13 protein-coding genes (1 of these 13 only partly in view) are annotated in these 21,392 nt (G+C 68.6%); 7 read left to right on the forward strand and 6 right to left on the reverse strand.

Translation table 11 applies throughout. The annotated features are described in order from the left end of the window. A protein-coding gene (locus SACXIDRAFT_RS07020; RefSeq protein WP_006237825.1) for a TetR/AcrR family transcriptional regulator crosses the window boundary here: on the forward strand, positions 1-314 show its 3' portion. 280 nt of this gene lie to the left of the window's left edge; 314 of the gene's 594 nt are visible here — the last part of the coding sequence; its start codon lies beyond the left edge, outside the window; its stop codon occupies positions 312-314. Between the two features lie 10 nt (positions 315-324). On the opposite strand, the gene upp is transcribed toward SACXIDRAFT_RS07020, so the two are convergent. Then, a complete protein-coding gene (gene upp, locus SACXIDRAFT_RS07025) occupies positions 325-948 on the reverse strand; it encodes a uracil phosphoribosyltransferase (protein ID WP_006237826.1) in 624 nt (207 codons plus the stop codon). Between the two features lie 140 nt (positions 949-1,088). Here upp and SACXIDRAFT_RS07030 point away from each other — a divergent pair, with 140 nt between their 5' ends. From SACXIDRAFT_RS07030 to SACXIDRAFT_RS07050, 5 genes are read left to right on the forward strand one after another with little or no spacing between them, the layout of a single operon-like run. Further along, on the forward strand, positions 1,089-1,469 hold the full coding sequence (locus SACXIDRAFT_RS07030) for a VOC family protein (protein WP_006237827.1): 381 nt from the start codon (positions 1,089-1,091) through the stop codon (positions 1,467-1,469). A gap of 58 nt (positions 1,470-1,527) precedes the next feature. After that, on the forward strand, positions 1,528-2,172 hold the full coding sequence (locus tag SACXIDRAFT_RS07035) for a DUF1707 SHOCT-like domain-containing protein (RefSeq protein ID WP_006237828.1): 645 nt from the start codon (positions 1,528-1,530) through the stop codon (positions 2,170-2,172). Between the two features lie 46 nt (positions 2,173-2,218). Continuing rightward, positions 2,219-3,172, forward strand: coding sequence for a deoxyribose-phosphate aldolase (deoC, locus tag SACXIDRAFT_RS07040; protein WP_006237829.1), 954 nt, complete (start codon positions 2,219-2,221; stop codon positions 3,170-3,172). Positions 3,173-3,174: 2 nt separating this feature from the next. Then, positions 3,175-4,614 carry an aldehyde dehydrogenase family protein gene (locus tag SACXIDRAFT_RS07045; RefSeq protein WP_006237830.1) on the forward strand — a complete coding sequence of 480 codons (1,440 nt, stop codon included), beginning with the start codon at positions 3,175-3,177 and terminating at the stop codon, positions 4,612-4,614. Next, on the forward strand, positions 4,601-5,464 hold the full coding sequence (locus SACXIDRAFT_RS07050) for an aldehyde dehydrogenase family protein (RefSeq protein WP_006237832.1): 864 nt from the start codon (positions 4,601-4,603) through the stop codon (positions 5,462-5,464). The genes SACXIDRAFT_RS07045 and SACXIDRAFT_RS07050 overlap by 14 nt, the downstream gene beginning before the upstream one ends. Before the next feature lie 80 nt (positions 5,465-5,544). Here the strand turns inward: SACXIDRAFT_RS07050 and SACXIDRAFT_RS07055 are convergent, their stop codons facing one another. The 4 genes from SACXIDRAFT_RS07055 to SACXIDRAFT_RS07070 all read right to left on the reverse strand — a co-directional run bounded on the left by SACXIDRAFT_RS07055 (position 5,545) and on the right by SACXIDRAFT_RS07070 (position 18,705). Next, positions 5,545-8,880, reverse strand: coding sequence for a S8 family serine peptidase (locus SACXIDRAFT_RS07055; protein ID WP_006237833.1), 3,336 nt, complete (start codon positions 8,878-8,880; stop codon positions 5,545-5,547). A gap of 199 nt (positions 8,881-9,079) precedes the next feature. Next, positions 9,080-12,343: a S8 family peptidase gene (locus SACXIDRAFT_RS07060; RefSeq protein WP_050987007.1), complete on the reverse strand. Its 3,264-nt coding sequence runs from the start codon at positions 12,341-12,343 to the stop codon at positions 9,080-9,082. A gap of 413 nt (positions 12,344-12,756) precedes the next feature. After that, the gene (locus tag SACXIDRAFT_RS07065) at positions 12,757-16,038 is read right to left on the reverse strand and encodes a S8 family peptidase (RefSeq protein ID WP_332306766.1); all 3,282 of its coding nucleotides are present in this window, start codon (positions 16,036-16,038) and stop codon (positions 12,757-12,759) included. Between the two features lie 138 nt (positions 16,039-16,176). After that, positions 16,177-18,705, reverse strand: coding sequence for a DEAD/DEAH box helicase (locus SACXIDRAFT_RS07070; protein ID WP_006237836.1), 2,529 nt, complete (start codon positions 18,703-18,705; stop codon positions 16,177-16,179). 141 nt (positions 18,706-18,846) lie between these two features. Between SACXIDRAFT_RS07070 and SACXIDRAFT_RS07075 the strand changes: the two genes are divergently transcribed. Further along, positions 18,847-20,154: a SatS C-terminal domain-containing protein gene (locus SACXIDRAFT_RS07075; protein ID WP_006237837.1), complete on the forward strand. Its 1,308-nt coding sequence runs from the start codon at positions 18,847-18,849 to the stop codon at positions 20,152-20,154. Positions 20,155-20,213: 59 nt separating this feature from the next. Here the strand turns inward: SACXIDRAFT_RS07075 and SACXIDRAFT_RS07080 are convergent, their stop codons facing one another. Continuing rightward, the gene (locus SACXIDRAFT_RS07080; RefSeq protein WP_006237838.1) at positions 20,214-21,305 is read right to left on the reverse strand and encodes an adenosine deaminase; all 1,092 of its coding nucleotides are present in this window, start codon (positions 21,303-21,305) and stop codon (positions 20,214-20,216) included. Between the last annotated feature and the right edge of the window lie 87 nt (positions 21,306-21,392).

The raw sequence follows: 21,392 nt of genomic DNA on the forward strand, positions 1-21,392 counted from the left end.
GAAACACCGCGCTGGCGCAGCGGAATCTCTACGTCCTCATGTTCGCGGGAGGCGGCTCCACCTCCCCCGGCACCGCCGCGGAAGTGCGCGAGGAACTACAGCTCGTGCTCGCCCCGCTGCGTGAGGCGGTCCGGTCGGGTGCGGCCGCCGGCGTGTTCGGCGACGTTCCCGACGACGTGATCGCGTCCAGTGTCTGGGCTTACGCCCACGGGATGGTGTGCTTCGAGCTGCACCGGACGTTGCCATCCGGGTGGGAGTACTCCCGCGCCTACGAGGAAGGCCTGCGCGCGACCGTGCGCGGCTGGTGCCGGTGACGGCAGTGCGTCACACCGCTCCGTAGAGCCGGTCGCCGGCGTCGCCGAGCCCCGGCACGATGAAACCGGAGTCGTTGAGGCGTTCGTCCACGCTCGCCGTGACCACGCGGACCGGCAGGCCCGACTGCCGCAGCCGCTCGATGCCCTCCGGGGCCGCGAGCGCGCAGACCGCCGTGACGTCCGTCGCGCCCCTGCCGGTCAGCAGCTTGATCGTGTATTCCATCGACCCGCCGGTGGCCAGCATCGGGTCGAGTACGAACACCGGCCTGTTCGACAGCGATTCCGGCAGGGATTCGAGGTACGGCGTCGGTGTCAGCGTCTCCTCGTCGCGAGCGAGGCCGACGAACCCCATCTGCGCGTCGGGGATCAGCTTGTGTGCCTGGTCGGCCATGCCGAGCCCAGCACGGAGCACCGGCACCAGCAGCGGCGGGTCGGCTAGCCGGTAGGCGTCGGTGCGAGCGACGGGGGTGTGAATACGTTCCGTCGTCAACGGTGCGTCGCGCATGGCCTCGTAGGTCAGCATGACCGTGAGTTCCTGCAGGGCCGCCCGAAACGCCGCACCGTCCGTGCGCGCGTCGCGCATCGTGGAGAGCCGCGCCTTGGCCAGCGGGTGTTCGACGACGAGGACGTCCATGCCCGACACCCTAACGCCGAGTGCACACAACCTGCGGACACGCGCATGCGGGCTGCCAACATGGGTGCACCAACTGCGGACACGGTGGATCGGACAGAAAACCGGTTGTGGGTTCGGACCTGGGCTGGGAGCGTCCCGGCATGGGAAGCATGATCGAGAACATCTCCGTGGACTGCGCCGATGCCTACGCGCTGGGCAGGTGGTGGAGCCAGGTCCTCGACTTACCACTGTCGCCGGAGGACGAGCCGGGCGACCCCGAGGCGCTGATCGAACTCGGCGACGGCCGCAACCTCCTCTTCATGCAGGTGCCGGAGCCGAAGTCGGTGAAGAACCGGCTGCACTTCTGCCTGCGTCCCGAGAGGCCACGTGACGAGGAGGTGCGGCGGCTGCTCGGCATCGGGGCGACGCAGGTGGACGACCGGCGCGAGCAGGACGGCACCGGCTGGGTCGTGCTCGCCGACCCGGAGGGCAACGAGTTCTGCGTGCTCCGAGGCGCCCACGACGATCCGCCGAGGCTCTGACCTCGCACGGGTGGCGTGACGTCGTGGACGCCGCACGCGTCGGCGCTAAGGTGAGGTTGTGAGCCAACAGCCCCCTCACCGCGATCCGAAGCAACTCAGGGCCTCGGACGCGGACCGGGAACGTGTCGCCCAGGTTCTCCACAAGGCCCTTGGCGAGGGCCGGATCACCCTCGACGAGCTTCAGGAACGTCTCGACCAGGTGTATTCGGCCAAGACTCTCGGCGAACTGGAGCCGGTCGTGGCCGATCTGCCCACCGACGGCTCGCACCTCCCCATCGCGCCCGTGGTGGCGGCGTCGTCGGTGCCCGATCGGCGCGTCGGCGGCACGCCCGGCTCCACGACGTCGATCGCGGTGATGTCGGGAACGGAGCGCAAGGGCGCCTGGGTACTGCCACCCCAGCACAACAGTTTCGCCTTCTGGGGCGGGGTGGAGATCGACCTGCGGCACGCGCGCTTCGCCGAGCAGTACTCCACGATCACGGCCGTCGCGATCATGGGCGGGGTGGACGTGATCGTGCCCGACGACGTCGCCGTCGAGGTGACCGGCGTGGGGATCATGGGCGCGTTCGAGACGCGGAACAAGAAGGGCGCGTCGCCCACGGCGCCTCCCGGCGCTCCGGTCGTGAAGGTCACGGGCCTGGCGTTCTGGGGCGGTGTCGAGGTCAAACGCGTGCCCCGCAGCAAGATCGACGAGATCGAGTAGTCCGCGCGCTCTCTGGCGCGGAAACAGCCGGGATACCCTTTCGGCCATGGCAACAGCTACCCTGCCGCCCGGTCTGGCCGACGCCGTCCGCGACGACCGCAGTCTGCGCCGGTTCCTGCACGGCCTGCCAGGTGTGGACCAGGTCGGCGTCGAGCAGCGTGCCGCGACGCTGGCGACCCGCAGCATCAAGAAGGACTCGAAGCTGTGGGCGATCGACACCGCGATCTCGATGGTGGACCTGACCACGCTGGAAGGTGCCGACACCGAGGGCAAGGTGCGGTCGCTGGCCGCCAAGGCGCGGCGGCCCGACCCCGATCACCCGGACACCCCGCACGTGGCGGCCGTGTGTGTCTATCCCGATCTCGCGGCGACGGCTGTCGAGGCGCTGGCAGGCACCGACGTCGCCGTGGCGAGCGTGGCGACGGCGTTCCCCTCGGGGCGGTCGAGCCGCGACGTGAAGCTCGCCGACGTCGCGCTCGCGGTGTCGGCAGGCGCCACCGAGGTGGACATGGTGATCGACCGGGGTGCGTTCCTCGCTGGTCGCTACGGGCAGGTGTTCGACGAGATCAGAGCTGTCAAGGAGGCCTGCGGGACCGCCCATCTCAAGGTGATCCTCGAAACCGGTGAACTCGCCACCTACGACAACGTGCGCCGCGCGTCGTGGCTCGCGTTGCTGGCCGGTGGTGACTTCATCAAGACGTCCACGGGGAAGGTCTCGCCTGCCGCGACGCTCCCGGTGACCCACGTGATGCTTCAGGCCGTCCGCGACTGGCACACCGCGACGGGGCAACTACGCGGAGTGAAGCCTGCGGGTGGCATCCGCACCACCAAGGACGCCGTGCGCTACCTCGTCGCCGTGCACGAGGTGGCCGGTCCGGAGTGGCTCACGCCCTCGCTCTTCCGGTTCGGCGCTTCGAGCCTGCTGAACGACCTGCTGTTGCAGCGGCGCACTCAACGTTCCGGCCACTACAGCGGCCCCGACTACCTCGCATTGGACTGATCGTGAGCCAGTGGGAATACGCGCCAGCGCCAGAGTCGCGCGACGTCGCGAACCTCAAACCGAAGTACCGGACGTTCATCGGCGGCGAGTTCATCGACGGCGGCGGTGAACCGCTCAAGACCGTCAACCCGGCCACCGAGGAGGTGCTCGCCGAGGTCGGCACAGCGAGCGCGTCCGATGTGGACACCGCGGTGAAGGCGGCGAGGAAGGCCTACGACCGCGTATGGGGCCCGATGCCGGGCACCGAACGCGCGAAGTACGTGTTCCGGCTCGCCCGCCTCATCCAGGAACGCGCGCGCGAACTCGCCGTGCTGGAGACCCTCGACAACGGCAAGCCGATCAGGGAGTCGCGCGACACCGACGTCCCCACGGCGGCGGCGCACTTCTTCTACCACGCGGGCTGGGCCGACAAGCTCGACCACGCGGGGCTCGGGCCGGACCCGCGCCCGCTCGGGGTGGCAGGCCAGGTCATCCCGTGGAACTTCCCGCTGCTGATGCTGGCGTGGAAGGTCGCTCCTGCCCTGGCCACCGGCAACACGGTGGTGCTCAAGCCCGCCGAGACCACACCGTTGACGGCACTGGTGTTCGCCGAGATCTGCCAGCAGGCCGACCTGCCGCCGGGTGTGGTCAACATCGTGCCCGGCGCGGGTGACATCGGCGCGGCCGTTGTCGAGCACCCCGGTGTGGACAAGGTGGCGTTCACCGGCTCCACCGAGGTCGGCAAGCACATCCAGCGCACACTCGCGGGAACCCGTAAACGGCTCACGCTCGAACTCGGCGGCAAGGCGGCGAACATCGTGTTCGACGACGCCCCTCTCGACCAGGCCGTGGAAGGGATCGTCAACGGGATCTTCTTCAACCAGGGCCATGTGTGCTGCGCGGGCTCCCGGCTGCTGGTGCAGGAGTCGATCGCCGAGGAGCTGCTCGACAAGCTCCGTGCTCGGGTGGCGACACTGCGCCTCGGTGACCCGCTCGACAAGAACACCGATATCGGCGCCGTCAACTCGGCGGAACAGCTCGCCAAGATCACCGAACTCGTGGCGTCGGGCGAACGCGACGGCGCGCAGCGGTGGACGAGCCCGTGCCCGGTGCCGGAGAAGGGATTCTTCTTCGCCCCCACGGTGTTCTCCGGCGTCGAGCAGTCGATGCGCATCGCGAGGGAGGAGATCTTCGGGCCTGTGTTGTCGGTGCTGACGTTCCGCACGCCCGACGAGGCCGTCGCCAAGGCCAACAACACGCCGTACGGCCTTTCCGCAGGGGTCTGGACGGAGAAGGGCTCCCGGATTCTGTGGATGGCCGACCGCCTGCGGGCCGGCGTGGTGTGGGCCAACACGTTCAACCGGTTCGATCCCGCCGCGCCGTTCGGTGGCTACAAGGAATCAGGATTCGGGCGCGAGGGCGGCCGGACGGGTCTGGAGGCGTACCTGCATGTCCAGGGTTGAGGTGGCGAAGACCTACAAGCTGTTCATCGGCGGGAAGTTCCCGCGCTCGGAGTCAGGGCGCAGCTACGCCGTGACCGATTCCAAGGGCCGGTTCCTCGCCAACGCCTCCCACGCCTCCCGCAAGGACGTCCGCGACGCCGTGGTGGCCGCGCGCAAGGCGTTCGGCGGCTGGTCGGGGGCGACGGCATACAACCGGGGTCAGGTGCTGTACCGCGTCGCCGAGGTGATGGAGGGGCGGCGCGACCAGTTCGTCGCCGAGGTGGCCGCGTGCGAGGGCCTGCCGACCCGCAAGGCCGAGTCCATTGTGGACGCCGCAGTGGACAGGTGGGTGTGGTACGCGGGGTGGACCGACAAGGTCGCCAGCGTGTTCGGCGCTGCGAACCCCGTCGCGGGGCCGTATTTCTCGTTCACGGTGCCGGAACCGACCGGCGTGGTCGGGGTGCTGGCCCCCCAGAAGTCGTCGCTGCTGGGGCTGGTGAGTGTCATGGCTCCCGTGCTCGCCACCGGGTGCACGGCCGTGGTGGTGAGCAGCGCGGAACGTCCGCTTCCCGCCATCACACTGTCGGAGGTGCTGGCGACGTCGGACGTGCCGGGCGGAGTTGTGAACGTCCTGACGGGGCGCGCGCTCGAACTCGGGCCGTGGCTCGCCACGCATGCCGACGTCAACGCCATCGATCCCACCGGTGCGGGGCCGACAGGCCGGGTGGAGATCGCGCGGGAGGCGGCGGGGACGGTCAAGCGCGTGCTCGACGTGCCGGGCGAGGAGCCGGACTGGACCCGGCAGCCGGGACTGGGGAGGCTGCGGACGTACCTTGAGCCGAAGACGGTGTGGCACCCGATGGGTGTCTGAAGCCGTACGGGAACTGCGGACACGCGTGCGGGAAGTGCGGACACGCCCGGGAATCCGGGGTGTCCGCACTTCCTTTCGCGTCAGCGCACCGGGTAGGCGCCGATGATGGTCTGCTTCAGGGCGTTGCCGTCAACGTCCTTCGCCACGACCCTCAACGACACGTCCTTCGCGCCCTCCGGCGCCTGCACCGTGATCATCCGCTTGCCGTGCTTCCACCAATACGGAACGAACCGCCACGTGGAGCCGCCGTCGAACGACACCTCCACCCGGAGCTTCTCCAGCTTCGGAGCGTCGGCACTCCCGTTGCGCTGCACCGCCAACGGCAACCGCACCTGCTCCCCCACCTTCGGCGCGTCCGCCACACCGAAGCCGGCGTCGAAATGCACACCCAGCAACGGCAGAACATCGAGTTCTTCGCCTGATTCCACGCCGTCGCCTCGGAATATCCACTCCGCGTCGATCACCCGCGACTGCGGCGTCAACGAACCCCGATCGGCATGCAACACGTACCGGTACGACGCGGGCCCTTCCGGCACCTCGAACCAGTTCTGCGGGCCAGGCTGCTCCTCGACCAGTTTCCCGTCGCGATACAACGTCCCCGTGGACTTCTCGTAATCGACCATCCCGGACCCGGCATGTCCGGCGCCATCGCTGTATAGCGGAACCTGGATGCCCATGCCTTCCTTACTATGGCTGGCCCAGACACCGGGCTGGTGCGATTGGTAGGGAAACGCCGGGCCGTGCACCGCGGTGTTCCAGCGCTTCTCGACCCGCTCATCCGGCTGGTAGGTGCGCAATGCATCCACCTGAGAATCCAGGATGTTCGCTTGGCCGTCCGGCGCAGGCGCGTCGCCAACCCCCAGCCAGGGCCACCACTCGACCCCTGGCGTGTAGTACTCCTCCAACTCGAACGGCAGCTCGCTCGCGACGATCTCGCGGTAACCCCACTGCCCGGCACCGCCCTCGGAGTGCGTGCTGTGCACCTTGGCGAGTCCATCGTCAGCGACTCGCCGCACCAGCTTGTCGGGCACCTTCCCGGAGTAGGTGTGCTTCAGCTGGTACAGGTACGGGCTGCCGACGAACGTACCCTCACCGTCGAGCCGCGCGTGCACCGTCTCCACATCCAGCGAGAACTGCTCGTGTTCGGTGTCCGAGCCTTGTACCAGGACGCCGCTGAAGTCGGGTCCATACAACAGCCAGTTGCTGCCCCACTCGGCTCCCGATCGGTAGATCAGCGTGGCCTCACCGATTCCCGCGTCCGGTCTCGCGGCGAGTTCGACATCGGGATGGTGCGCGTCCCGGATATCGAAGACAACTTCTCGCGGCCCGTCCACGAGAAGGCCGGGCTCAGCGAAGATCGCTAACCGCCATTGCCCGTCGGCTTCCTGGAAGGAGTAGAAGATCTGGAGGTGGTAAGTGTCCTTGGCCGCACGGACGTGGTAGCCGCCGTCTCCGGGGATCGGCCGGTATGTCCGGTCCTCGGACCGCGACACGAGTTCGATCTCGGCGTTCTTGACCGGTTCGCCGTCTGCACCGAGCACTGTCACATCGACGTCGTAGCTCTCGCTTTCCTTCGTCACGCCGAAGGGCGTGCGCACCGACGAACCGTCGTCGCCGTCGGCGACCACGACGCCGCTGTAGCGGCCGAACGCGGTGCCCGTCTCGACGGTGACCGTCACCTCAGCCTCCCCGTTCGCCGGCACGGTGATCTCGGCTGGCGAGACGGTGACCGAGCCCCCTGCATCATCGTCGTCCGGCCCGCGCAGGGTCGTGTCGAGCGTCAACGTGACCGGCTCAGCGCCGCTGTTGCTGTAGGTGAGCGTGCGGGAGCCAGGTGTCTCGCCGTCGTCGTGCGGCCACTGCTGGACTCCGAAGTTCAGCACGGCGGGCTTGCTCACCACCGACTGTTCCACTGCACGGACGACATCGACGCGGCCCGCGCCCTGCTCGTCCGCCGTCAGTTCGGGGTGTGCCGCCGCCGAACCGGTCAAGGCCGACTTGAGGTCCTTCCCTTGCAGGCCGGGTCGAGCCTGTGCCACGAGCGCCGCAGCCCCCGCCACGTGGGGAGCGGCCATCGAGGTTCCCGACATCGCCATGTAGTGCTCCTCGGACGGCGGGAACACGCCGCTCGCCCGGGCTGCGGTGACGTCAACCCCGGGCGCGGTGATCTCAGGTTTGATCGCCGCGTCACCGAGGCGTGGGCCACGGCTGGAGAACCCCGCGAGATCGTCGTTGTCGTCCACCGCGCCCACCGTGAGCGCCGCGTCAGCCGCCGCTGGAGTGCCGATCGTGCCGTGGTCGGGCCCAGAGTTACCGGCCGCGACGACGAACAGGGTTCCGGTGTCCTCGCTGAGCCGGTTCACCGCCTGCGACAGCGGCGCCGTGCCGTTGTCGGGCAGATCAGCGCCGAGGCTCATGTTGACCACGTCGGCGCGCGATGCCGCCCACTCCATGCCCGCGAGGATCCAGGACTCCTGGCCCGAACCGCCACCGTCGAGAACCCTGCCGATCACCAGGTCCGCATCAGGTGCGACACCCTTGTAGCGGCCCTCGCTCGCGGTTCCATCGCCCGCGATGGTGCCCGCCACATGCGTGCCGTGTCCGTTCAGGTCGTCCGTGGTGCCCTCACCCGTGAAGTCCTCAGCCTCCACCACAGCATCATCGAGATCCGGATGCCCGGCGTCGATGCCGGAGTCCAGCACCGCCACCCGCACACCCTCACCCGTGTAACCGCCCTCCCAGACCTCGGGCGCGCCGATCTGAGCCACTGTCCCGTCGAGAGTCGCCTTGACAGGCGCGTCCAGCCACAAGCGCTCGACTGACTGTCCGGGTTCCAGCATCGGGCGGACACTGTCCCAGAACTGGGTGGTCCTCTCCTTCGCGGTGCTCAGCGCCTCGCCGTTGACCGCAGCCAGCGGCCGGACACTCGTCGCGGCCCCGTCTGCCAACGCGCGGGTCCGGGCCCGCTCCTGCCCTTCCACATACGAGACGAGAACAGGAACGTCGTCCCGTCCCTCGTCGTGATAACCGGCTTCGAGCAGGCCCGACACATTAAACAACCGCTGGTCAAGCGTGCCCGCCGCGATCAAGGGCGAAGCATCATGGGGGATCACATACAGATCCCCATCCATACGGAACTGCCGGAACCCCATATCGGCCCGGCCCGGGCCCGGCAACACCGTCGCGTACTGTCCCGTGACTCTGACCCGATCACCCGTGATCAGCGTGACAACGGGTCCCTCGGCAGCAAAGAAACTCACCCGCCCCGGTGCTTCCGCACCCGCTGTCGTGTCCGGGTCCGCGGCGGCCGGTGGTGCCACCGCGAGTGAGAGGGCGGTGGTCAGCGCCACCACCGCCCCGAGTCTGGGTGATCGACTTCTCACTGTCGCTCCCTTTTTCCGATGTGCGGGAAGCATTTGCCTCCCGCACATCACATGCTTGCGAAGATCGTTTGGTTGCATGCGAAGCCGGGCGGATCGCTGAGCGGTCGCGTTGCCGGTGTTCAACGGCAATCGGCGGGGCCAGGGTCGTCACGCTCTCGTGCGGGAGATGCGGACACGCGTGCAGGAAGTGCGGACACGCCCGGGAATCCGGGGTGTCCGCACTTCGTCGGCCTTAGCGCACCGGATAGGCGCCGATGATGGTGTGCTTCAGACCGTTGCCGTCAACGTCCTTCGCCACGACCCTCAACGACACGTCCTTCGCGCCCTCCGGCGCCTGCACCGTGATCATCCGCTTGCCGTGCTTCCACCAATACGGCACGAACCGCCACGACTCACCACCATCGAACGACACCTCCACCCGGAGATACCTCAACCTCGGCTCCTCCGGGCTCCCGTTGCGTTGCACCGCCAACGGCAACCGCACCTGCTCCCCCACCTTCGGCGCCTCCGCCACACCGAAGCCGGCGTCGAAATGCACACCCAGCAACGGCAGCGCGGCCAGTTCCGCACTCGCGCCCACGTCGTCACGGAACGTCCACTCGGCGTCGATCACCCGCGACTGCGGCGTCAGCGTTGCCCGATCGGCATGCACGGCCAGCCGGTACGACGCAGGCCCTTCCGGCACCTCGAAGAAACCACCGTTGCCGACACCGCTACCGACCAGCTCGCCATTCCGATACAGCTCCACAGTGGACTTCTCGAAGTCCTGGACCGACGTACCGGCACGGGCGCTGTTGTCGCTGTGCAGCGGTAGGATGAAGCCAACCCCCGGCTCGGCTCGGTAAGCCCACCGCCACGGGTTCTCACGGTCGTAAGGGAACGCCGGGCCATGCACCGCTGTGTTCCACCGCTGGGTGTGCTCGCCAGCCTCGAACACCTCCGCTGCACTGCGGTAGTCCCCGGTGACGCTCGGATTTCCCTCCTCGTCCTTCTCGTCCTCCGAAATCAGCAGCAGCAGCCGCGACCACGGCACCCCGGGCGTGTAGTACTCGTCCAGCTCGAACGGCAACGGCCCGGACACGATGCTCCGTTCCCCTCCGGAGGCGTAGCCGCCTTCCAGATAACTGGTGCGCACCCTGGCGAGTTTCTCGTCGGATACGCGGTGCGTGATCTCGTCAGGGATTCCGCCGGTGTACGGGAACCGCAGCCGGTACAGATAAGGGCTACCGACGAACGTGCCATTCCCGTCCGGCCGCGCGTGCGCCGTCTCCACGGTCAGCGAGTAGCCGTCGTGCTCCGTCCGCGAACCAGCCAGCAGCAGGCTGTCGAGGCTGTCGCTGCCGAGGAACCACTCGTTGCGGCCCTGTTCCAGCTCGATCCGGAAATGGAGAAGGATTTCCCCCGCCCTGGCGTCGGGGCGGTCCGCGAGTTCTACGCGAGCGTGGTAAGCGTCGCGCACATCGAACACGAACTCCTTCGCGCTGTCCACAACGATGCGAGGTTCGACGAAGGTCGCCGTGGTCCACTTGCCATTTTCGTCCTGCCAGGGATACAGGATTTCGAGGTGATATGCGCCCTTCTCCGCTGTGATGTGGTAGGTGCCGGAGTCGGCGCCGGGGTAGTAGGATCGCGGCTCGGTGTGGGACACGAGGATGACCTCCGCGTCCTCGACGGGGTTGCCGTCGTGGCCGAGAACGGTGATCTCGACGTCGTAGCTCTCCCCCTGCCGCTGCACCCCCACAGCGGTGCGGACGACCGTCCCGTTGTCTCCGGTTGCGACCACTGCGCCGCTGTGCAGACCGTTCACCCCGCTGCTGAGGTCGAGCGTCACCGTGGCCTGCGCCTGCCCACCAGCCGGAACAGTGAGCTGGGCAGGACTCACCGTCAACGCACCCTCGATGTCCTTGCCATCAGGCGCTTGGAGGCTCGGGTCGAGTGTCAGCGTGACAGGAGCCGAACCGCTGTTGGTGTAGGTCACCGTGCGCGTCACCGGTTCACCATCAGCACGCGGCCATCCCTGCGGCCCGAAACTCACCACCGCGGGCTCGGCCAGCACCATCTGCTTCACGGCGCCGGCCACGTCCACCCGGCCCGCTCCCTGCTCGAACACGGTGCGCTCGGCGTGCGGCGCAGCAGAGCCGACCAGCGCCGCCTTCAACCGGTCCGCCTTCCACTCCGGACGCGCCTGAGCCACCAACGCAGCAGACCCCGCCACATGCGGCGCCGCCATCGACGTCCCGGACATGCCCTGGTAGTGCTCGTTAACGGGGTTTCCGAGGTCGGAGCCACCCGCACGCGCCGCCACCACATCCACCCCAGGAGCGGTGATCTCCGGCTTCACCGCGAAGTCGTCGAGCCGGGGTCCTCGGCTGGAGAACTCGGCGAGTTCGTCGGCGTCGTCCACAGCACCCACCGTCAACGCGGCATCCGCCGAGCCCGGCGAACTGACACTGCTCTCCTCCGGACCGGCGTTGCCCGACGCCACCACGAACAGCGCCCCCGTCTCCTCGGTGAGCCGGTTCACCGCCTGTGCCACGGGGTCGTGACCGTTGTCCGGCCAACCACTGCCGAGGCTCATGTTCACCACATCGGCGCGCGATGCCGCCCACTCCATCCCTGCGACGATCCACGACTCCTGGCCGGAACCTTCGCTGTCGAGCACACGGCCCACGACGAGTTCCGCGTCCGGAGCGACACCCCGGTAGCGGCCCTCACTGGCGGTGCCGTCCCCTGCGATGATCCCGGCCACATGCGTGCCGTGTCCGTTGGAGTCGTCCGTGGTGTCCTCGCCCGTGAAGTCCTCGGCCTCCACTACGGCATCATCGAGATCGGGATGCTCGGCGTCGATGCCGGTGTCCAGCACCGCCACCCGCACACCCTCACCCGTGTGGCCGCTTTCCCAGACCTCGGGCGCGCCGATTTGCGGAACCGTGGAGTCGGAGGTCGCGGTCATCGGCGCGTCGAGCCACAGGTGCGCGATCTCGTTGCCCGGCCGCAGCATCGGCGCCACGGACTTCCAGTACCGGGTCGCCTTGCCCTTTTCCGCCCTGACCGCCTCGCCGTTGATGGCGGCCAGGGGTCGCACGCTCGTCGCGGCCCCGTCGGCCAGCGCGCGCGAACGCGCGGGTCTGCGCCCTTCGGCGTACGACACCATCACTGGTACGTCGGCACGAGCGTCGTCGTGATAACCCGCCTGGATCAGCCGCGACACGTTGAACAAGCGTTTGTCCAGTGTTCCCGCCGCGATCAGCGGTGCGGCGTCGTGCGGCACCACGTACACGTCACCGTCCTGGCGATACCGCCGGTGTCCGATGTCCTCCCTGCCGGGCCCTGGCAGCACGACGAGGTCGGCGAGTGCTCCGTCTCCGGTCACGCGCACGCGGTCTCCCGTCACCAGGGTGACGGTGCGGTCCGTGCTGGAAGGCACGGACAGAGCGGTTGGCGGCGTCTGTGGCGGCGGTGGACCGGCCGCCACCGGCGGTGCCGCCGCGACCATCAACGCGCCCGTCAGCGCGGCGACCACGCCGAGCCCGGGTCGTCGGTGTCTCAACACGTTCCCCTTTCACAGGTGTGGGGAGCCGGGGTGCTCCCATTCGCCTGTGCGCGAAGACTGTGGTGAAGCGGCTACGGAATGGCACCCTGTCGCCGAACGGTTCCTCTCGTGCGACCAACGGTCGTTGAAGCGAGCTACGGCGGCACCGCCGGGATCACTCGCTTCCTGGCGCCCAGGTACGGGAAGTGCGGACACGCGTGCAGGAAGTGCGGACACGCGTGCAGGAAGTGCGGACACGCGTGCAGGAAGTGCGGACACGCGTGCAGGAAGTGCGGACACGCGTGCAGGAAGTGCGGACACGCGTGCAGGAAGTGCGGACACGCCCGGGAATCGGGGTGTCCGCACTTCCTTTCACGTCAGCGCACCGGGTAGGCGCCGATGATGGTCTGCTTCAGGGCGTTGCCGTCAACGTCCTTCGCCACGGCACGCAGGGAGACGTCCTTCGCGCCCTTCGGCGCCGTCACCGTGATCACCCGCTCGCCCTCGACCGTCCGATGCCGAACGGACTTCCACGACGCGCCGCCGTCGAACGACACCTGGATGCGGAGGGCACTCAGCTTCGGTTCTCCCGCCTCGCCGTTGCGTTGCACCGACACCGGAATCCGCAGTGCCTCGCCCCTCTTCGCGGCGTGGTCGTCGCCGAGATCCGGTGTGAAACGCACGGCGAGCAGCGGCAGCTGTGTCGTGTTCTCCGCGTGCTGCGACCGGAAGGTCCACTCGGCACTCACCTTGCGCGACAGCGGGGTCACACCGGCCGCGTCGGCCTCGGTGACCAGTCGATACTCACTCGCGGTCTCGGGCACGAAGAACAGCCCTGCACCCGCCAGATCGAACTCGTCGAACAGCTCACCGTCGCGGTACAGCTTCGTGGACCCGGTCGCCGCGAAGTAGCCTGCGCTACCCGGCCCAGGGTCGCTGTGCAACGGCATGTCCACCCGCAGCTCGTCACCCTCGCGAACCGCCCAGTAGGAGCCCTCGGTGTGGGGGAACGCCGGGCCGAACACCGGCGTGTTCCACCGGCGCTCACCGTTGTCGCCGCGCTCGAACACCTCCGTGCGGGACAGATGTCCCGCCCACCCGGCAGGGTCGTCGGCCTTCTGGTTCAACCACAGCCGCGCTGTCCAGGGCGTACCGGGCGTGTAGTAGTCGGTGACGGTCAACGGCAGCGGCCCCGACACCAGTTCCCGCTCACCCGCGGCACCCACTCCACCGTCGGTGTGCACGCTCGTGACCTTCGCCAGCTCGTCGGTCGAGACCTCGTAGGTCAACTCGTCCGGCACCGCGCCCTTCTCGGTGTGGCGCAGGTGGTAGGCGTACGGGCTGCCCGCGTAGCGACCGGTGCCGTCCGGCCGCGCGTGCTCGGTCTCCACTGTGAACTCGAACGTCTCGGCACTCGTCTCCGACGGCCGCAGGTACATGTCCTGCAGGTTGTCGTCGCCAGTGATGACACCGATCCGGGGGTAGCCGTTCCTGGTCTCCATGAGAGCACGCAACTCCGCCGTGCCCATCTCGGCATCCGGTGCGTCCACCGCCACGCTCACCGGCTCGGCGTCCCTGCCGTCCAGGACCACGGTCCGGTCGCCGTCCACGGTGAACGTGGGTTCGACGAACATCGTGGAACCGGGAACGGTGTAATCCTCGTCGGTGGTGACGTACAGGAAATAGTCGTCCTTCGGCAGTCGCAGCACGTCACCGGACTTGATGTTCTGTCCGATCGACCACGGCGCGTTGTGCCGCACCATGAAGGCGTACGCGTCCTCCGCGACCGTGCCGTCCCGGTCGAGCACCTTCACGGCGAGGTCGTAGCTCTCGACCTCCTGTTCGATGCCGACCGGAGTGCGGACCGTGGTGTCGCCGACCGTGGCGGTCACGGCACCGCTGTAGCGCCCGTCCGGCCCACCGACCGTGGTATCGACGGTGACGGTCGCGTCGGCCCTGCCACCGGCGGGCACGGTCACCTGCGCGGGCTCGACGGTGATCATTCCAGCCGGTTGGACACCGTCCGGGCCGGACAGCTCGGCCTTGAGGTCCAGCGTGACCGGCTTGTCCGAGGTGTTCGTGTACGTGACCTTCTGCCGCACCGGCTTGTCGTCGGTGCGCGGCCACTCCACCACGCCCAGACTCAGGCTCGGCGGCGAGGCGAGCACCGGCTGGGCCAGCGCGGCTGACACATCGATCCGGCCCGCACCCTGCTCGTACGCCGAGAGTTCGGGGTGAGCCAGGGCACTGCCCATCAACGCGGCCTTCAACTCGTCGGCGTCCCACTCGGCGTGCCGCTGCTCCAGCAACGCCGCCGCACCCGCCACATGCGGGGAGGCCATCGACGTCCCGGACGCCGAGATGTACCCGTCGCCCGCGGGCTCGCCCAGCTGAGTGCCCTCGGCCCTGGCGGCGACGATGTCCGCACCGGGGGCGGTGACGTCCGGTTTGATGGCGTGGTCACCGACGCGAGGGCCGCGACTGGAGAAGCCTGCGAGCGCATCGTCCTTGGTGACCGCGCCCACCGTCAGCGCGGCGTCGGCCGACCCCGGCGACCCGACCGACATCTCCGTTCCCATGTTGCCCGCGGCGACCACGAACAAGGCACCGGTCTCCTCGGTGAGCCGGTTCAACGCCATTGACATCGGGTCGGTGCCGTCGGTGGGAGCGCCACCCAGACTCATGTTGACCACCGGCGCGTTGCCTGCGGCCCATTCCATGCCTGCGAGAATCCACGACTCCTGCCCGAAACCCGCGTCGTCGAGCACCTTGCCCACCACCAGCTCGGCATCCGGAGCGACGCCCCGGTACCTGCCGCCGCTCGCGGTACCGTCACCCGCGATGGTCCCGGCCACGTGCGTGCCGTGCCCGTGGCCGTCGTCCGCGCTGCCGCCACCGGTGAAGTCCTTCACCTCAGCCACGGCCGAAGCCAGGTCCGGGTGGTCGGCGTCGATCCCGGTGTCGAGCACGGCGACGCGGACGCCGTCACCGGTGACACCGCCTGTGTGCGCCTTGTCCGCCCCGATCTGGGGCACGCTCTCGGCCAGCGTCGCCTTCACCGGCGCGTCGAGCCACAGCCGCTCGATCTCCGCGCCGGGCCGCAACATCGGGCGGACGCTGTCCCAGAACCGGCGAGTTTCGGACTTCGCCGTCTCCAGCGCCGCACCCCCGATCGCCGCGAGCGAACGGGTCTGCACGGCGGCGCCGTCGGCCGTCGTCCGCGCCCGGACACCGGGTGAGCCACCCTCCCGATAGGACACCAGGACGGGCAGGTCGTCACGGGCTCGGTCGTGATACCCGGCTTCCACGAGCGCCGTCACGTTGAACAGTCGCCTGTCGAGCGTGCCCTCGGCGATCAACGGCGCGGCATCGTCGGGAATGACGTACACCGCGCCGTGCTCGACGTACTGGTGGTAGCCCACCTTCTCCCGGCCCTCGGCCGGCACGAACTCCCCGCCCTGCCGATCGGCGCCGAGCACGACCTTGTCGCCTGTCACCAGCGTGACGACCTGCTCGCCCTTCGCCGCCGTACCGGCCACAGGCGGGTTCGGCACCGCCTGCGCCGGCACCGCCGTCACCGCGGCCGAGGTGGTCGCCACGGCCACGGCCATGGCGGACACCGCCGCGACGCGGCCGAATCCATGTGGTCTTCTGCGCACCCGCTCCGCTCCCCTCAGTGATCAATTTGTGATCACAGAGTGTGCCCGGTGCGCCACGGAGCGAGGATCGGCCGAGCGGTCGTCCGAACCACGAGTTCCTCGGCCGATCGGCCGAGAGCCGCGAGGCGGACACGGCGGTCAGGATTCGGCGACGTCCACGAGGTGGATGACGGCCTCGCCTGCCTCGTCGGAGGCATCGAGGTCCACCTCGGCCGTGATGCTCCAGTCGTGGTTGCCCTCGGGGTCGTCGAGGATCTGCCGGACCCGCCACAGCTCCGGCTCCTGCTCGATGAGCAGCAGCCCGGGGCCCCGCGCGTTCGGGCCGGTGCGGATCTCGTCGTAGACGTCGAAGTAGTCCGCCAGCGCGTCTTCCCACGCCTCGGCGTCCCACCCCGACTCGGCGTCGAGCGCTCCCAATGCCTCGTAGTCCTCCCGTGCCGCGAGCTGCACCCGGCGGAACATCTCGTTGCGCACCAGGACGCGGAAGGCACGCTCGTTGCGCGTCACCGGCGGCGGTCCCTCCGGCGTCACCGGCCTGCCGGAGGCATCGTGGGCGACCTCGTCGGGATGGCGCAGCGCCTCCCACTCGTCGAGCAGACTGGAATCGACCTGCCTCACCAGCTCTCCGAGCCATTCGATGAGATCCTGCAACGGCTCGGTCTTCGCGTCGTCCGGAACGGTGCGCCGCAGCGCGTCGTAGGTGTCGGCGAGGTAGCGCAACAGCACGCCCTCGGAGCGCGCGAGCCCGTAGTGGCCGATGTACTCGACGAAGTTCATCGCCCGCTCGTACATGTCGCGCACGACCGACTTCGGCGAGAGCCGGTAGTCCGCCACCCACGGATGTCCCTGGCGGTACCGCGAATAGGCCGCTTCGAGCAGCTCCTCAAGCGGCTTCGGGTGGGTGACGTCCTCCAGCAGTTCCATCCGCTGCTCGTACTCGACGCCCTCGGCCTTCATCGCCGCGATCGCCTCGTTGCGGGCCTTGAACTGCTGCTGCGACAGGATCTGCTTCGGATCGTCCACAGTGGCTTCCACAATGGACACCACATCGAGGGCGTACGACGGCGAGTCCGCATCGAGCAGCTCGACGGCGGCCAGCGCGAGCGGCGAAAGCGGTTGGTTGAGCGCGAAGTCGAACTGGAGGTCCACGGTGAGGCGCACCCTGCGACCGTCCTCGTCGGGCTCCTCCAGCTCCTCGACAACACCGGCCGCGAGCAGCGCGCGGTAGATCGCGATGGCCCTCAGGATGTGCCTGCGCTGCGCTGGCCGGTCCTCGTGGTTGTCCTCCAGCAGCCGACGCAGGTGGACGAAGGCGTCACCGGGCCGCGAGATGACGTTGAGCAACATCGAGTGCGTGACCTTGAAACTCGACGTCAGCGGCTCCGGCTCGGCGCCGACGAGCCGCTCGAACGTGCTCTCGGTCCAGTTCACGAACCCCTCGGGCGCCTTCTTGCGCACGATCTTGCGCTTCTTCTTCGGGTCGTCGCCCGCCTTCTCCAGCGCCTTCGCGTTCTCGATGACGTGGTCGGGTGCCTGCACCACCACGTAGCCGTCGGTGTCGTAACCCGCCCTGCCCGCCCTGCCCGCGATCTGGTGGAACTCCCGCGCCTTGAGGTGCCGCTGCCGCGTGCCGTCGAACTTCGTCAACGCGGACAACACCACGGTGCGGATGGGCACGTTGATGCCGACGCCGAGGGTGTCCGTGCCGCAGATCAGTTTGAGCAACCCCGCCTGCGCGAGTTGCTCCACCAGGCGCCGGTACTTGGGCAGCATGCCGGCGTGGTGGACGCCGATGCCGTGCCTGACCAGCCGCGAGAGCGTGCGGCCGAAGCCTGCCGAGAACCGGAAGTCGCCGATGGCGTCGGCGATGGCGTCCTTCTCGGCGCGGGAGCAGACGTTGATGCTCATCAAAGCCTGTGCGCGCTCCACGGCGGCGGCCTGCGAGAAGTGCACGATGTAGATCGGGGCCTGGTTCGAGTGCACGAGTTCCGACACGGTCTCGTGGATCGGCGTCAGCGCGTACCGGAACGTCAGCGGTACCGGACGCTGCGCCGACGTCACCACCGCCGTGGGGCGGCCCGTACGACGCGTGAGGTCCTTCTCGAAGAAACTCACGTCGCCGAGCGTGGCCGACATCAGCAGGAACTGGGCCTTCGGCAACTCCAGCAGCGGCACCTGCCACGCCCAGCCCCGATCCGGCTCGGAGTAGAAGTGGAACTCGTCGGCGACGACCTGACCGATCTCCTCGACATCGGTGTCCGGCCCGAGCCGCAACGCGAGGTTGGCCAGGATCTCCGCGGTACAGCAGATGATGGGGGCGTCGGCGTTGACACTGGAGTCGCCGGTCAGCATGCCGACGTTGTCCGCGCCGAAGATCTCCACGAGCGAGAAGAACTTCTCCGAGACCAGTGCCTTGATCGGCGCTGTGTAGAAACTGCGTCGTCCCTCGGCCAGCGCGGCGAAGTGCGCGCCGACCGCGACCAGGCTCTTTCCCGAACCCGTCGGCGTTGACAGGATGACGTTCGCCCCCGAGACCAGCTCGATGAGCGCCTCCTCCTGCGCCGGATACAGTTCGAGACCGCGTTCACCGACCCACGAGGAGAAGGCGTCGAAGAGTGCGTCGGGATCGGTGCCGCCGGGGAGGCGGTCTGTGAGAAAGTCAGTCATCGTGCCTTAGATCGTGTCACTGAGGTGGCGATCCCGTGAGGGGTGATCGCGGCGCGAAGCCGGAACCCGTAGGCTTCGGCTAACACGTCCGGTTTCGAGCGCCGAGATCCGGCTCGTGCACAGGTGTTTCCGGAGGGCGGAATGGCACAGGATATCATCCCGATCGAACTCGGGCTGCCACAAGGCGATCTGGTGACCCTGTGGGCGCCACGATGGCGGGAGGACGGCGAGGAGTGGGAGGCGTTCCTCGGTGACGAGGAGGACCTCTACGCCTTCCCCGACGCCGCGCATCTCGCCGCGTTCGTGCGGACGGCCGAACAGCACGATCTGATCGACCATCCCGCGTGGGAGGCCGTTCCCGCCCTCAACGTGCCGGAGCTGATCCCGGACGACGACCACTGCTTCGACCTCGTGGGTGTTCCGGAGATGGTGGCCGAGGAGCCCGACTCCTGGACGCTGTCCGAACTCGCCGAGATCGTCGCCATCGTGCGGTCGCTCGCCGACGTGTGCGAGCTGGACGAGGTGCACGAGATCCTTGACAGCTGCGAGGCGTTCTCACTGCTCGACCAGGGCCAGCTCCCGTTCACCGGCAGGGAGGGCGCGCGGCTCTGGGACGACCTCTCGCGGACGGTCTCGCAGAAGTGGGACGTGGTGCTCGACGCGATCGACGAGCTGATCACGATCCCCGAGGTCGATGCCGCGACGCTGGACGCCACGGCCGAGGAACTGGCGGCGTTCCACGAGGAGTCCGCCGAGGCGGAGGCGGGTGTCGGCACCGAGGACGACCTCGACACCGTCGATCGCGACGACTCCGACGACGACACCTCCACAGCAGGCGGCCGGAGTGACGCCGACGAGGACGACGAGGACGACTTCGACGACGAGGAGCTGTCGGGTTTCTGGGCCGAGGTCGGCATCGACCCGATCAAGATCCAGCTCTCGTCGCGCGACTACTACACCCTGCGCTGCTATCTCGACGACGAACCGGTGTTCCTCGGCTCGGCGGGAACTATCGAGGTCTACCCCTCGGAGCGCGCGCTCGCGAGGGCACTCGCCGACGGCGGCAACCTCGCCCACACCGATCTCGCCGAGGTGTCCACGTGGGACGAGGTGCTGGCCTCGGCCACCGCGGGTGAGCTGGAGGTCGAGGTCGATCCCGACAACACCTACATCCTCGCCGGGCTCGACGAGGACATCGCCGACGGCGTCGATGCCGTTGACCCCACCCAGCTCGAACTCGCGGTCGAGCTGCTCACCGACGCGGCCGACTGGGCGGGCGACGACGAGGTGTCGAAGGCGCTGGCGACGTCGGAGCGGCTCGGCTGGCTGGTGTCGTTCGTCCTTCGCCCCGATCCCACGAGGCTGACCCCGAGCCCGCCGTTCGACACCGAGCAGCAGGCGTGGCGCAGGCTCGTCGAGGCGTTCGAGAATCGCCTGCACCTCAACTGAGACAGGGACAACCGGCGGGGGCCCTGGAGCCGCAGTCTTCAGGGCCCCCGCCGTCTTTCTCACACGCGCTCGGCGTACCAGGGCTTGATCACGTTGTTGATGATGTCGAGCCGCTCGTCGAAGGAGATGAAGGCCGACTTCATGGCGTTGATCGTGCACCACTGCACGTCCGACCAGTCGAAGCCGAACGCATCGACGAGTGCCGCGAACTCCGACGAGACCGAGCAGTCGCTCATCAACCGGTTGTCGGTGTTGACCGTGACCCGGAACCGCAGCTTCGCGAGCAGCCCGATCGGATGCTCGGCGATCGAGGGCGCCGCACCCGTCTGGATGTTCGACGAAGGGCACACCTCCAGCGGGATGCGGCGGTCGCGGACGTAGGCGGCGAGCCTGCCCAGCGAGACACTGCCGTCGTCGGCCACGGTGATGTCGTCCACGATGCGGACGCCGTGCCCGAGGCGTTCGGCGCCGCAGTGCTGGATGGCCTCCCAGATGGAGGCGAGCCCGAACGCCTCACCGGCGTGAATGGTGAAGTGGGCGTTGTTCTCCCGCAGGAACTCGAAGGCGTCGAGGTTGCGGGTGGGAGGGTAGCCCGCCTCCGGTCCCGCGATGTCGAACCCGACGACTCCGCGATCGCGGTAGCGCACGGTGAGGTCGGCGATCTCCAACGCCCTCGCGTGCTGCCGCATGGCGCACAGGAGCTGGCCGACGCGGATGTGCTTGCCCCGTGCCGCCGCGGCGGCACGACCGCGGTCGAAGCCGTCCTGCACGGCCTCCACGACGGCCTCCAGCGACAAGCCCCGCTCGACGAACAGTTCGGGCGCATACCGCACCTCGGCGTACACGACGCCGTCGTCGGCCAGGTCCTCGACGCATTCGGCTGCGACCCGCGACAACGCCTCCTCGGTCTGCATGACACCGCAGGTGTGCGCGAAGGTTTCGAGGTACTTCTCCAGCGAACCCGAGTCGGCCGCGCGGCGGAACCAGCGGCTCAGCTCATCGACGTCGGTCGTCGGCAGGCCGGTGTAGCCGGTCTGCTCGGCCAGTTCGACGACGGAGGAAGGACGGAGACCGCCGTCGAGGTGGTCGTGGAGCAGCACCTTCGGCGCGCTGCGAAGTTCGTGCGGAGTCGGAACGGTTCGCGTCGGCATGCATCGACGGTACCCGCGGCCCGGGACGTCGAGTGCGCGACATCCGCGTGTGCCTGAGCGATCAAGGCCACCCGGTCCGGGCTACCG

The organism is Saccharomonospora xinjiangensis XJ-54 (genome assembly GCF_000258175.1).
Taxonomy (GTDB): Bacteria; Actinomycetota; Actinomycetes; order Mycobacteriales; family Pseudonocardiaceae; genus Saccharomonospora; species Saccharomonospora xinjiangensis.